The sequence below is a fragment of the Streptomyces sp. NPDC006235 genome, assembly GCF_040613735.1.
In the GTDB taxonomy this organism is placed as follows: Bacteria; Actinomycetota; Actinomycetes; order Streptomycetales; family Streptomycetaceae; genus Streptomyces.
Map to the genome: position 1 here is coordinate 1 of NZ_JBEXSR010000059.1, position 12,804 is coordinate 12,804.

At 69.1% G+C, this 12,804-nt stretch carries 11 protein-coding genes and 2 pseudogenes; 4 read left to right on the forward strand and 9 right to left on the reverse strand.

Features of this window, described 5'->3' with window-relative positions; translation table 11 throughout:
• Positions 1–91: 91 nt before the first annotated feature.
• From ABZ192_RS39470 to rpe, 7 genes are all read right to left on the reverse strand, one after another.
• The gene (locus tag ABZ192_RS39470) at positions 92–544 is read right to left on the reverse strand and encodes an Lrp/AsnC family transcriptional regulator (protein ID WP_184981650.1); all 453 of its coding nucleotides are present in this window, start codon (positions 542–544) and stop codon (positions 92–94) included.
• A gap of 10 nt (positions 545–554) precedes the next feature.
• The gene (locus tag ABZ192_RS39475) at positions 555–2,021 is read right to left on the reverse strand and encodes an amino acid permease (RefSeq protein WP_356929288.1); all 1,467 of its coding nucleotides are present in this window, start codon (positions 2,019–2,021) and stop codon (positions 555–557) included.
• Positions 2,022–2,188: 167 nt separating this feature from the next.
• On the reverse strand, positions 2,189–2,692 hold the full coding sequence (locus tag ABZ192_RS39480; protein WP_356929289.1) for a GNAT family N-acetyltransferase: 504 nt from the start codon (positions 2,690–2,692) through the stop codon (positions 2,189–2,191).
• A 78-nt stretch (positions 2,693–2,770) separates the two neighbouring features.
• Positions 2,771–4,213 (reverse strand): GuaB1 family IMP dehydrogenase-related protein, encoded by a 1,443-nt coding sequence (locus ABZ192_RS39485; protein WP_356929290.1) that lies wholly within the window; start codon positions 4,211–4,213, stop codon positions 2,771–2,773.
• Positions 4,214–4,372: 159 nt separating this feature from the next.
• Positions 4,373–4,711: a barstar family protein gene (locus tag ABZ192_RS39490; RefSeq protein ID WP_356929291.1), complete on the reverse strand. Its 339-nt coding sequence runs from the start codon at positions 4,709–4,711 to the stop codon at positions 4,373–4,375.
• 3 nt (positions 4,712–4,714) lie between these two features.
• On the reverse strand, positions 4,715–5,758 hold the full coding sequence (locus tag ABZ192_RS39495; protein ID WP_356929292.1) for a sugar-binding domain-containing protein: 1,044 nt from the start codon (positions 5,756–5,758) through the stop codon (positions 4,715–4,717).
• Positions 5,759–5,836: 78 nt separating this feature from the next.
• Positions 5,837–6,523, reverse strand: coding sequence for a ribulose-phosphate 3-epimerase (gene rpe, locus ABZ192_RS39500; protein ID WP_031138926.1), 687 nt, complete (start codon positions 6,521–6,523; stop codon positions 5,837–5,839).
• Between the two features lie 65 nt (positions 6,524–6,588).
• On the opposite strand from rpe, the gene ABZ192_RS39505 reads away from it, so the two are divergent.
• Positions 6,589–8,784 carry an MMPL family transporter gene (locus ABZ192_RS39505; RefSeq protein ID WP_356929293.1) on the forward strand — a complete coding sequence of 732 codons (2,196 nt, stop codon included), beginning with the start codon at positions 6,589–6,591 and terminating at the stop codon, positions 8,782–8,784.
• A 14-nt stretch (positions 8,785–8,798) separates the two neighbouring features.
• Entirely contained in the window at positions 8,799–9,080 is a 282-nt protein-coding gene (locus tag ABZ192_RS39510; RefSeq protein WP_356929294.1) for a hypothetical protein, read from the forward strand.
• A 201-nt stretch (positions 9,081–9,281) separates the two neighbouring features.
• On the opposite strand, the gene ABZ192_RS39515 is transcribed toward ABZ192_RS39510, so the two are convergent.
• Entirely contained in the window at positions 9,282–10,220 is a 939-nt protein-coding gene (locus ABZ192_RS39515) for a hypothetical protein (protein ID WP_356929295.1), read from the reverse strand.
• Positions 10,221–10,348: 128 nt separating this feature from the next.
• On the opposite strand from ABZ192_RS39515, the pseudogene ABZ192_RS39520 reads away from it, so the two are divergent.
• Positions 10,349–10,858 (forward strand): annotated as a pseudogene (locus ABZ192_RS39520) (transposase family protein); the annotation flags it as partial.
• Positions 10,859–11,003: 145 nt separating this feature from the next.
• Positions 11,004–11,156 (forward strand): annotated as a pseudogene (locus tag ABZ192_RS39525) (DDE endonuclease); the annotation flags it as partial.
• A gap of 65 nt (positions 11,157–11,221) precedes the next feature.
• Here the strand turns inward: ABZ192_RS39525 and ABZ192_RS39530 are convergent.
• Positions 11,222–12,802, reverse strand: a complete 1,581-nt coding sequence (locus tag ABZ192_RS39530; RefSeq protein ID WP_356929296.1) for a serine/threonine-protein kinase — start codon at positions 12,800–12,802, stop codon at positions 11,222–11,224.
• Positions 12,803–12,804: the final 2 nt, after the last annotated feature.

The window sequence follows — 12,804 nt, forward strand, 5'->3', positions numbered from 1 at the left end:
TCCTCCGCCTTGCAGCTGCACGCACCAGACCCCGCTCACCGGCGCTGATCAGCGCTGTCGGTTCCCTGCGACCTGATCCAAACGACAGGCCCTAGGTCGGCGACCCCGACGAGAAGCGCCGCAGCAGCGGCGACAGCACGAGCACGGACTTGGTCCGCTCGACGAACGGCTCCCCGGCGATCCGCTCGAGGACCCGTTCGAAGTGGCGCATGTCGGAGGCGAAGACCTGGGCGATCGCGTCCGCGTCCCCGGTGACGGTGGACGCGGCCACGACCTCCTGGTAGCGCTCCAGGCCCCGCTGGATGGTCTCCGGGGAGGTGTTGCCGCGGCAGTAGATCTCGACGAACCCCTCGGTCTGCCAGCCGAGGGCACCCGGGTCCACCCGTACGGTGAAGCCGGTGATGGCTCCGGTGGCCCGCAGCCGGTCCACGCGCCGTTTCACGGCGGGCGCGGACAGGCCGACGATCTGGCCGATGTCGGCGTAGGAGCGGCGGGCGTCCTCGGCGAGGGCGTGCACGATGCGTTCGTCGAGATCGTTCAGCACAGTGGGTCGGTCACTTTTCGGATGGTGCGAGTCGGGAGCGGCGATAGCCGTACAGGAAGTAGAACACGAGCCCGGCGGCCATCCAGACACCGAAGACGACCCAGGTCACCGCAGACAGGCTGCCCATCATCCAGAGGCAGAAGGCGAAGCCCAGCGCGGGCAGGACCGGCGAGAGCGGCACCCGGAAGGTGCGGGGCATGTCCGGCCGGGTCCGGCGCAGCACCACGACGGCCACGTTGACCAGCGCGAAGGCGAACAGGGTGCCGATGCTGGTGGCGTCGGCGAGCTGCCCGAGCGGGATCGCGGCGGCCAGGACACCGCAGAACAGGGAGACGATCAGGGTGTTGGCGCGGGGCGTACCGGTCTTCGGGTGGACCTTGGCGAACACCTTCGGCACCAGGCCGTCGCGGGACATGGCGAACAGGATGCGGGTCTGGCCGTAGAGGACGGTCAGCACCACGCTCGCGATGGCGATGACGGCGCAGAAGGCCAGCAGCGTGCCCCAGAAGGTCTGCCCGGTGACCTCGCGCATGATCTGGGCGAGGGCGGCCTCGGAGTCGGTGAAGTTCTGCCAGGGCTTGGCGCCGACCGCGACGGCGGCGACGAGGACGTACAGCGCCGTGACGATGACGAGCGACAGCATGATCGCGCGCGGCAGGTCGCGCTGGGCGTTCTTCGCCTCCTCGCCGGCGGTGGAGGCGGCGTCGAAACCGATGTAGGAGAAGAACAGCGTGGCACCGGCGGCGCTGACGCCCGCCATGCCCAGCGGCATGAAGTTCTCGTAGTTGCCGGAGCGGAAGCCCTGGACGCCGATGGCGCAGAACATCACCAGCGCGGCGATCTTCACGATGACCATGACGGTGTTGGCGCGGGCGGACTCGCGGGCGCCACCCAGCAGGAACGCCATCGCGAGCAGGACGACGATCAGCGCGGGCAGGTTGAACACGCCGCCGTCGCCGGGCGGGGCGGACAGGGCGGCCGGGAGGGTGACGCCGATGGTCCCGTCGAGCAGTTCGTTGAGGTACTCCCCCCAGCCGACGGCGACGGCGGCGACGGACACGCCGTACTCCAGGACCAGGCACCAGCCGCATATCCAGGCGATCAGTTCGCCCATCGTTGCGTACGCATACGAGTACGAGGAGCCGGAGACCGGGATGGTGCCCGCCAGCTCGGCGTAGGACAGGGCCGAGAACAGGGCGGTCAGACCGGCGATGACGAAGGAGAGCGTGACGGCGGGGCCCGCCTTGGGGACGGCCTCGCCGAGCACGACGAAGATGCCGGTGCCGAGGGTGGCACCGATGCTGATCATGGTGAGCTGCCACAGGCCGAGGGAGCGCCGCAGCGAGCCTCCCTCGCCCTGGCCACCCTCCGCGACCAGGTTCTCCACCGGCTTGCGACGCATGAGGCGCGCGCCGACGCCCGGGGACGGCGGGGCGGTCTGACTACTGCTGTGCGGGGGTGCGCCTTGGTCGAGCACGCGCTGACTCCTTCGTCACTGCCGGTCTCGGGTGGCAGGGACGGCAGCGCCCCGCCCGACAGCCGGGACCCACCGAGCGGGGTCCCCGCCACGCCACGTACGAGGCGACAGCCTACGAGCAGGAACGTTGCCCGTGTAATGCAGCAACCTTGCGCGTGCCCGCAAGATCATTGCGTTCCTCGTGACTGGCCGGAGGTTCGTTGCACGTCGGCGTTCGTCCATTGCACGGGCCTTGCTCGGACCAGCTCTTTCACCAGGAACGTGAGCTCCTCGACACACTCGTGCGTGACGCCGTCGTGGTCCTCGTAGGACCAGCGGCCGACGTAGGGGGCGAGGGGCCGGTAACCGAGCCGGGCGTAGAAGGCCGCTGCCCGCGGGTTGTCGTCGGCGACGCCGAGGCCGATGGCCGTGCGGCCCCGCTCCCGGGCGCGTTCCTCGGCGGCCCGGATCAGGGCGCTGCCGATGCCGCGCGAGCGCAGCGTCTCGGGCCACACGGTCAGCGCGTTGATCTCCGGGCAGCCGGGCCGTCCGTCGAGCCAGGCGACGAGACAGGTGCTCTGGCCCCGCTCCTGGCGCTCGAAGCGGCGCGCGTGGAACGAGGTGGCGCCCGGGGAGCCGAGGTACTGGTCGAGCAGCGCCACGTCGGCGGCGCGGCAGACGGTGATCTCCATGGCGTATGACGGTAGGGCGCCCGCACGCACGAGGCCCCCGATTTCTCATCGGGGGCCTGGGACGACGCGTGAGGGCTGTCAGTTCCAGCTGGCGTGCAGCGGCTTGCCCTCGGCGTAGCCGGCGGCGCTCTGGATGCCGACGATGGCCTTCTCGGCGAACTCCTCCAGGGAGCCGGCACCGGCGTACGTGCAGGAGGAGCGGACGCCGGCGATGATCGAGTCGATCAGGTCCTCGACGCCGGGGCGGGCCGGGTCGAGGAACATGCGGGACGTGGAGATGCCCTCCTCGAACAGCGCCTTGCGGGCCCGGTCGTACGCCGACTCCTCCGAGGTGCGGTTGCGCACGGCCCGGGCGGAAGCCATGCCGAAGGACTCCTTGTAGGCGCGTCCCTGGGCATCGTGCTGGAGGTCGCCCGGGGACTCGTAGGTGCCCGCGAACCAGGAGCCGACCATCACGTTGGACGCGCCGGCGGCGAGCGCCATGGCCACGTCGCGCGGGTGGCGGATGCCGCCGTCGGCCCACACGTGCTTGCCGTACTTCTTCGCCTCGGCGGCGCATTCGAGCACGGCGGAGAACTGCGGCCGGCCGACGCCGGTCATCATGCGCGTGGTGCACATGGCGCCGGGGCCGACACCGACCTTGACGATGTCCGCGCCCGCTTCGATCAGGTCGCGCACGCCCGCGGCGGCCACCACGTTGCCCGCGACGATCGGCACCTGCGGGTCGAGGTCGCGCACCAGCTTCAGGGCGCTGATCATCGACTCCTGGTGGCCGTGCGCGGTGTCGATGACGAGCGTGTCGACGCCCGCGTCCAGCAGCTGCTTGGCCTTGCCCGCGACGTCGCCGTTGATGCCGACGGCGGCGGCGATCCGCAGCCGCCCCCGCGCGTCCGTGGCCGGCGTGTAGAGCGTGGCGCGCAGGGCGCCCTTGCGGGTGAGGATGCCGGCGAGCGTGCCGTCCTGGTTGACCGCGGGGGCGTAGCGGCGATTGGCGTGGTCGAGGGTGTCGAAGGCCTCGCCGGGATCCATGTCCGCGTCGATGAGCAGCAGGTCCCGGGACATCACCTCTCCCAGCTGCGTGAAGCGGTCCACGCCGGACAGGTCGGATTCGGTGACCACACCGACCGGCCGGTGGTCCTCGTCGACGACGACCCCGGCGTTGTGCGCGCGCTTGGGCAGCAGGGACAGCGCGTCCGCGACCGTCTGGTGGGGCACCAGCATGATCGGGGTGTCCAGGACCAGATGGCGGCTCTTGACCCAGGAGACGACGTCGGTGACCACGTCGATCGGAATGTCCTGCGGTATGACGACGAGGCCGCCGCGGCGGGCCACGGTCTCGGCCATGCGGCGCCCGGCGATGGCGGTCATGTTGGCGACAACGAGCGGGATGGTGGTGCCCGTGCCGTCCGGGGAGCTGAGGTCGACGGCCTGCCGCGAGCCCACCGAGGAGCGACTCGGCACCATGAAGACGTCGTCGTACGTCAGGTCGTACCCGGGCTGGATGTCATTGAGGAAACGCACGTGCTGCACATCCCAGTCGATCAGAGGTGACCCCCCGACCGGCCGGCCAGGGGGAAAGAGCACGTACTTCATTGTCCCATGCCGGATGTGCGCACGTCCCCCAGCGGATCATCCAGGCTGGTCAGGGGCGCCTTCGGAGGATGCTCCAAGCGCGAGGGGTCACGACCCGAGGGTCACGAAGAGACCCGGCCCCCGGTCCGTCGCCTCCGCGAAGATCTCCTCGGCGACCTGCCACTCGTCGGGCCGCTTCTCGGCGTACTCCCGCCAGCCCCGGACGACGACCAGCAGCCCCTGCTCCACGGCTCCCTCGGGCCAGAGGCCGGGATCGGCCAGGCAGTCGGCGAGGGCGTCCCAGTTACGGCCGAACCACTCGGGCAGACAGAGGTCACGGGCGCAGCGGTCCATGAGGCCCGCCTTGTCCGTGACTCCCTCCAGGTCCAGCACGAGGACGATCCGGCCGGCCGGATCGTCCGGTACCTCACGCGCCTCGCCGGCCATACGTCAGACTCCGTCCGGGTCGGTCCTGTTGAGCGCGGACTTCGGTGCCGGGCCCGCCGTCATCAGGTAGTCCGCCGCCGACGTGTCCGTCACCAGGCTGGTGACGAGCCCGGACCGCAGCACCGCGTCGATCGCGGGTCCCTTGCGCTGCCCGCCGGCGATCGCGACGACCTCGGGGATACGGCGGAGCTGGTCGGCCTTGACCGTGATGCAGCGCTCGCCCAAGTCGCGACCGACCCTGCGGCCCTCGGCGTCGAAGAGGTGCGCGGACATCTCGGCGGCGACACCGAGGGAGGCGTAGTGCGCGCGCTCCTCGTCGCTGAGCATGTCGTGCACCGTGGAGATGCCCGGCTCCCAGGAGCCGATGGAGACGCAGGCGACGGTGACCTTGTCGAAGTGCTCGAAGGCCCGGGCGATGCCCGTCTGGTTGCGCAGCGCCGTGGCCGTGGCCGCGTCGGGCAGGAGCATCGGCGCGTAGATGGGGTGCGCGTCACCGCCGGAGACCTGGGCGGCGCGGCGTACCGCCTCCACCGAGCCGCGCTCGGCGGTCCCGGCGTCGTACACGCCCGTCAGCTGCACCACCGTGCACGGCGGCAGCCGGTCGAGCGCCGCCGCCATGTGGATGGTGGAGCGGCCCCAGGCCAGGCCCAGCACATCACCTTCGTTGACCAGTTCGCCGAGCAGGTCGGCGGCCACCTCTCCCAGGTTCTCGGGGTCGGGCGACTCCTCGGCATCGGCCGGGGACTCGACCACGACGGCGTGCCTGAGGCCGTAGCGGGCGCGGAGCGCGTCCGAGCGCTCGGCGTCCAGCTCCGCAGGCACACGGATCTCGATACGTACGAGATCCCGTTCGAGGGCGGTCTCCAGGACCCGGGCCACCTTGAAGCGGCTGACGCCGAACTCCTCCGCGATCTGGATCTTGGACTTCCCCTCGAGGTAGAAGCGGCGGGCCATGGCCGCCGCCTGCACCAGCTCAGCGGGTCCCATCCGCATGGCTGACCGGCCCGCCGACATACCCGACACGGCGATCTCCTCACTGCTGTTCACACTCTGGATTCGCCGTTCATCCTTGCAGATCCGGCGCGGATGATCAGCCCTGATGAGAGCCGTTCACTTTGCTGTGGCTCAGTGGTCGCAGGCCCAGGAGGCCTTGGCGGTCGCCGCCTCCGCCTGCGTGCGTAGTGCACGTACCGCCTCTGCCGGGTCGTTTGCCCCGTAGACCGCCGATCCGGCCACGAAGACGTCGGCTCCGGCGTCCGCGCACCGCTCGATCGTGGAAGCGGAGACTCCGCCGTCGACCTGGAGCCAGAGCTCCAGACCGTGTTTGCTGATCAACTCGCGGGTGCGGCGAATCTTGGGAAGCATGATGTCGAGGAAGGCCTGTCCCCCGAAGCCCGGTTCGACCGTCATGATCAGCAGCATGTCGAGCTCGGGGAGCAGGTCCTCGTACGGCTCGATCGGGGTCGCGGGCTTCAGCGCCATGGAGGCGCGGGCGCCCTTGGCGCGGATCTCCCGGGCGAGCCGGACCGGGGCGGCGGCCGCCTCGACGTGGAAGGTGACGGAACCGGCCCCCGCCTCGACGTACTGGGGCGCCCACCGATCGGGGGCCTCGATCATCAGATGGCAGTCCAGCGGGGTGTCCGTCGCACGGGCGAGCGACTCTACGACCGGCACGCCGAGCGTGAGGTTCGGGACGAAATGGTTGTCCATGACGTCGACGTGGAGCCAGTCGGCTCCTTCCACGGCCTTCGCCTCGTCCGCGAGGCGGGCGAAATCGGCGGACAGGATGCTGGGGTTGATCTGCGCGGCCATGACCTAAGACTGCCATGCCCTCCGGGGGTTGTGGGCATCGGTCCCGGGTCGCACAGGGGGTTGCCATGAAAGAGGGCGTCGCACACCTCGTCTGCGGGCGGCGGGCCAAGTGGCTGGTGCTGGTGCTGTGGGTCGTGGTGCTGTTCGTCGCCGCGCCGTTCGCCATGAAGCTCACCGACGCGCAGGACAACGACGCATCGTCCTGGCTGCCGGGGTCCGCGGAGTCGACACAGGTGCTGGAGATCTCCGAGGACTTCCGGCCCGAGCAGATCCCGGCGATCGTGATCTACGCCCGGGACGGCGGGCTGACGGCCCAGGACCGGGCGGAGATCGCCGAGGACGTGCGGCAGCTCAAGGAGCTGCGCGACCACGGCATCCGGGGCGCGGAGACCCGGGGACCGGTCTTCGACCGGCCTGATGATCCGCGGGCGGCGCAGGTCTTCGTGCCGATCACGATGGACGAGGAGGGCTGGGAGCGGATCTCGCCCGCCGTCGACTCCATCCGGGACGACGTCGGCGAGGGCGGCGGCGGGCTGGCCGTGCACATCACGGGCCCGGGCGGTACGTCGGCGGACTTCGCGGAGGCCTTCGAGGGCATCGACTCGACGCTGCTGTTCGCGGCGATGACCGTCGTCATCGTCATGCTGCTCATCACCTACCGCAGTCTGACCCTGCTGCTGGTGCCCCTGGTGTCGGTGGTCTGCGCGCTGTTCGCCTCCCAGGCGCTGATCTATCTGCTGGCCGAGCACGCGGGGCTGACGGTCAACGGTCAGAGCGCCGGCATCCTCACCGTGCTGGTCTTCGGCGCGGGGACGGACTACGCCCTGTTGCTGGTGGCCCGCTACCGGGAGGAGCTGCGCCGGCACGAGGACCGGCACGAGGCGATGGCCCTGGCACTGCATCGCGCGGGCCCCGCGGTGCTCGCCTCCGGCGCGACGGTCGTGCTGAGCATGCTGGTGCTGCTGGCCGCCGAGATGAACTCCACCAGCGGTCTGGGCCCGGTGGCCGCGATCGGTGTCGCGGTCGCCCTGCTGGCGATGATGAGCCTCTTCCCCGCGCTGCTGGTGATCTTCGGCCGGTGGATCTTCTGGCCGGTGATCCCGCACTACGGCACACCCGACCCGACGGAGCGCGGCATCTGGGCGCGCATGGGCCGCCGTATCGCCCGCCGCCCGCGCACGACGTGGGCCGTCACGGCACTGGTCCTGGCGGTCTGTTCGCTGGGCCTGATCCAGCTGCGCGCGGAGGGCATCGGCAACGCGGACGCGTTCACCGGGAAACCGGACTCGATCACCGGCCAGGAGGTGTCGGCGCGCTACTTCCCGGCGGGCAGCGGCGATCCCCTGGTCATCATCAGCAACCAGGCGCAGGCCGAGCAGGTGGGCCGCGCGGTGGCGGCGACGCAGGGCGTGGTCCCGCAGTCCCTCGGGCTGCCGCCCGGCACGAAACCGGCCTTCGAGGGCAAGGTCCTGTTCGAGGCCACCATGACCGCCCCGGCGGACAGCGAGGCCGCCAAGCAGACGGTGGAGCGGGTGCGGGACACCGTGCACGCGGTGCCGGACGCAGACGCCCAGGTGGGCGGCGGTACGGCGGCCCTGCTCGACATGGAGGAGGCGACCACGCACGACAACGTGCTGATCATCCCCCTGGTGCTGGTGGTCGTCCTGCTGATCCTGTGCGTCCTGCTGCGCGCCCTGATCGCCCCGCTGCTGCTGATCGGGACGGTGATCCTGTCGTTCACGGCGGCGCTCGGCATCAGCGCACTCGCGTTCCGGTACGTCTTCGACTACGCGGGGGAAGCGACGGACTTCCCGCTGTTCGTCTTCGTCTTCCTGGTCGCCCTGGGCATCGACTACAACATCTTCCTCACCACGCGTATCCGCGAGGAGGCGGGCCGGCAGGGCACCAGAGCCGGCGTGGTCACCGGGCTCGCCACCACCGGAGCGGTCATCACCTCCGCCGGACTGGTCCTGGCCGGCACCTTCGCCGCCCTCGGCACCCTCCCGATGGTCGCCTTCGCCGAGATCGGCTTCGCGGTCGCCCTCGGCGTCCTCATCGACACGTTCATCGTGCGCTCGGTCCTGGTGACGTCGCTGTTCCTGGACGTCGGTCCGAAGGTGTGGTGGCCGCACCGGCTGGCCAGGGAGGACGGCGGTGCGGCGGCCCGGGAGAGCGTCGGGTGTAGGTTCTCGAATCCGCTGACCAATCGCACCTCGTCTACCTGCACTGATCAGTCGCGTCTCAGTAGTGGCCACGAGTAGTTCGTCTCACGATCTTGGCCACTGAGGCACCTCTGCAACACATCGCGCACGTCGGCGGGCCCACCAACCACTTCCTGACGCACCCCGACAAGGACCATCCGGGACTTCGGTGGTGGTCCCGGACCCTGAACGGCCTGACGAAGCAGGGGCACAGTCACGACGAACTCGCCCGGCAGATCCTTGCCATGCAGTTCCACGGCTACCATTCGCAATCGTGGCGGCCGATCCCGCACACACTGCCCTCCCAGTCCTTCGCCTTCTACTGGTGCGCCGCGCCATCTCCCGTGACGCGGTGATCGTCCTCGGGCGCATCGCGGCCACCTGGAAGATCGCCGTGCCGGAGCTGGCGTCGTATCCGAATGTGGTACGCCGAAACAAAACCGGAGCGTGCAGATCAGCCGGGGCAACTTCAGCCCTGAGAACTTCGAGCGGATCGAGCAAGCCCTCAAGAGCTGAGCACGCACGGCGATGCGGTGCGCGCCCAGCGGGAAGGGCGGTCAGAGGTTGGCACGCGCTTCGGCCAGCTTCACGTCCGCCGCCCGCATCTCCCCGCATGCCTGCGGGTGCCTCTGATCCATCTCCTCAAGCCGTACCGGCGACTTGGACAGAGCCGTGGTCGCCTTCAAGTCAAGTTCGGCGTCGAACTCGTACGGCTTTTGCGAACCGATCGGCGCCGGTCGCGGCGACGACTTCACATGCGCCATCGCCGCGATCTTTCCTTCGACCCCGCCGAAGTAGATCCACAGCCGGTCACCGTCCCTCATCCGCTTCAGCGGCTTCCCGAGCCACCACACGGTCGGACCGGAGTCTTCGCGCGCCAGCCTTGCGACCCGCGCTGGGGTGGAGGGGCCGTTCTCGATCGTGTCGCGCTCCGGGTCCAGGCAGTACAGCCAGTCCCGAGGGCCGACGACCTGGTAGACGGCGCGTCCGCCTCGGTTCGGAACCTTCTCCAGCACCTCCTGCTCGGTCAGCGCCCGCAGCAGTGCGCGGGCCCGCTTGTCGTCGATCTCCCAGCCGTAGCTGCTCATAGTGGCGACGACGCGAGCCGGGTCCCACTCTCCGTCCTCGCCGATCACCCGGCTCTCCAGCACCTGCACCTGTGTCAGCCGTGTCTGCGTGCGTGGCCGGCCGTGCCGCTCCAGCAGGTCGTACAGCTTCGCCGCGCCCATGCCCGCGGCGATGCCGAGGGCGCTCCGGTCCACGGTGCCGCTCTCGTCGACCGCCACGATGGCCCTCTCCCGCCAATCCTCCAGGCCCTCCAGCAGCCTGGTCACGGCTTCGATGTCCCGCCACAGGTCATGAGGCGCGGCCTGCTCCGACACCAGCACCTCGTCTTGCAGTGCGGCGCGCACCACTCGGGCGAGCTGGTCGGAGGAGATCACGACGCTCTCCTGGCTTCCGTCATCACCGAAATTAAAGTCAACCCGCGTCGCCATGGCGACTCCTCTTCTCTGGATTGGAGAGGAGGTTACATTCTGCTTCTGTCGGCGCACCACCGCTTTGACGACACTGGGCAGTTGGGCATCCCGAAGCGACCGGTCAGGTCGCAGGCGCGGCCCGGCGTAAGGCCATTGAGGTGCTGGCCGCCCGCGTCCCGACTCTGACCGAGGGGAAGATCGCCACAGCCAAGGCGTGCGTCATCCTGGACGGCACACTGCTGTCGATCGACAAGATCACCGTCGAAATACCGTGCTACTCGAGCAAACACAAACGGCGCGGCATGAACGTTCAGATCCTCACATTCGGCCGACTGCTGTGGGCTTCCCCGGCCCTGCCAGGCTCCACCCAAGACCTGACCGCTGCCCGCTAGCGCGGGATCGTCGACGCACTCGCCGCCGCGGGACTGAAGTGCTGGGCGGACAAGGCGTACCAAGGCGCCGGGCGGCACATCCGAGTCCCCTTCCGGGGCCGTCGGCTCAGGCGCTGGAAGCGGCGGCGCAACAACAGCGACGCCAAGATCCGAGGCGTCGGCGAGCAGGCTATGGCCGTCTTGAAGGGCTGGCGCCTCCTGCGGGATCTCCGCTGCGGCACCAACCGGAGCGCCGTCCTCGTCCTTCACTACGCCTTAACGTGAGGTTGGAAGAGGCTAATTCTTCCGGAGAACATAGCGCCGGAGACTGAACCGCGGAGGCAACCGACAGGCCAACGCTGCCCTCTACCGCATCATCGTGACACGCATACACCGGGACGCCCGCACTCACACCTACCTCGAACGACGCACCGTGCTGCGGCGCACCAGCCAGGCGAACCGGGCCTTCGCCGACCCCGACGACCTGATCACCGCCATCAGGCGCGGCCTTCGCCAACTCCAGTACCGACACGACGTCTTCGATGGCTTCCTCACCGACACCGGACTACGCAAACCACCATGACGACGTCACGCATTCAAGGTCAGTAACCGCGAGGCACAAGAACCAGCGCGATCTGTGGGCGGAGCTCAGGCTGTCGGGCTCGTGAGCTCGCGGACGCGGTCGCCGTAGAAGCCCTGCTTGTCCGCGTCCATGACTCGCTCAAAGTACTCCCGGGCGCGTCGCCGATCACCGACCATGAAGTAGTACTTCCCGAGCTCGAAGAGGCTGAACAGGTCGAAGGCGTCAAGCGCCAGTGCCTGGTTGTAGAAGCTGAGAGCGAGGCGATCGTTCCCGTTGAGGGCGTGCGCCCACCCGAGCTTGGAGTAGACGACGACGGCATCCGGCCGCTCCGCTCGAACGGTCTCGAGCAACTGGATCGCGTGCCCGTAATCGCCATCAAGTCCCACCGCAACGGCGAGCCGGAACCGCGAGTACGGCCTGTCGACGGCGTCCACAAGGCGCTCGTAGATCGCCACCGCGTCGCCGTACCGCTGGAGGCTGGTGTACAGCTGACCGAGTCGCTCGAGCACGTCGCGTCGCTGCTGAGCCTCGACCGGGTAGCCACGATCGAAGGCAACGAGCAGCTGCTCGTACGCTTCGGCCGCTTTGCGGTCGTACCCCAGTCGCATACAGATGCCGCCGAGCATCCGCAGGTACTGAGGATGGCCGTCGCTCCGATCGACAGCGGCCTCCGCCGCCTCCAGGGCACCTTGAGCGTCGCCCTCGGCGAGCCGCTGCTTGGCCAGTTCGAGGTAGTAGAGCGGACTCGACGAGGGCGGCTGGAAGCCGAGCTGGCTGGGCTCCGAGCGAGCCGGCACGGCTGCCGTCGCCGCCTCAGCGCGCAACCGGTCAAGGCATGCCTGCACGGCGGCGCGCATCGACCCGCAGTTCTGAAAACGGTTCTCGGGCCGCCACGCCATCGCGCGAAGGATTACGTCCTCGAGATCGGCAGGCACATCGCGGTTGACCTCACGAGGCTTGGCGATCTGCACGCTGGTCAGCAGCTGATGCGGGCTCGAGTAGGGCAACCGTCCCGTGGCCATCTCGTAGAGGAGAACGCCGATCGAGTAGATGTCGCTGACGTCCCGGGCGCGCTTCCCCTCGAGCGCCACCTCCGGGGCCATGTACGCCTCCGTGCCGTGGCGCTTGGTCCAAACCCACACATCCTCGAGCCGGCGGCTCGACCCGAAGTCGGTGATCTTCGCTGCCCCGGACGCCTTGTCGACGAGGATGTTCTGCGGCTTCAGGTCGTTGTGCGAGATGTTCGCGGCGTGGACGGCGGCAAGACCGTCGAGGATCTGCATCGTCCACTCCAGCATCTGTTCGAAGGTGAGCGGCGCCCGCGTACTGACGCTGTCGAGGACCTTCGCCAGGTCGTAGCCATCGACGAACTCCATCTCGATCACGAAGAGCTCGCTGATGTTGTGGAAGCCGTGGACTCGAACGATGTTCGGGTGACGGATTTCCCTGATGATGTCTGACTCCTTGCGAAGCACCTCCTCGCCCTTCTCCTGGTCTTTCGGAATCTTGATCGCGACCGTGGCACCATCCTTCAGCCTCCGCGCCTGCCACACCTCGCCGAAGCTCCCTTTGCCGAGCTCGGCTAGCAAGCGAAACCGATCGCCCAGCTCCTCGCTGGGTTCGCCGCGGAACACGATCAGCGCCATGA

What these genes read in the sequence shown, in the direction of transcription:
- ABZ192_RS39480 (WP_356929289.1), bottom strand. Translation starts at nt 2,692, where the DNA reads ATGGAGATCACCGTCTGCCGCGCCGCCGACGTGGCGCTGCTCGACCAG.
- ABZ192_RS39490 (WP_356929291.1), bottom strand. Translation starts at nt 4,711, where the DNA reads ATGGCCGGCGAGGCGCGTGAGGTACCGGACGATCCGGCCGGCCGGATC.
- rpe (WP_031138926.1), bottom strand. Translation starts at nt 6,523, where the DNA reads ATGGCCGCGCAGATCAACCCCAGCATCCTGTCCGCCGATTTCGCCCGC.
- ABZ192_RS39505 (WP_356929293.1), top strand. Translation starts at nt 6,589, where the DNA reads ATGAAAGAGGGCGTCGCACACCTCGTCTGCGGGCGGCGGGCCAAGTGG.
- ABZ192_RS39515 (WP_356929295.1), bottom strand. Translation starts at nt 10,220, where the DNA reads ATGGCGACGCGGGTTGACTTTAATTTCGGTGATGACGGAAGCCAGGAG.
- ABZ192_RS39530 (WP_356929296.1), bottom strand. Translation starts at nt 12,802, where the DNA reads ATGGCGCTGATCGTGTTCCGCGGCGAACCCAGCGAGGAGCTGGGCGAT.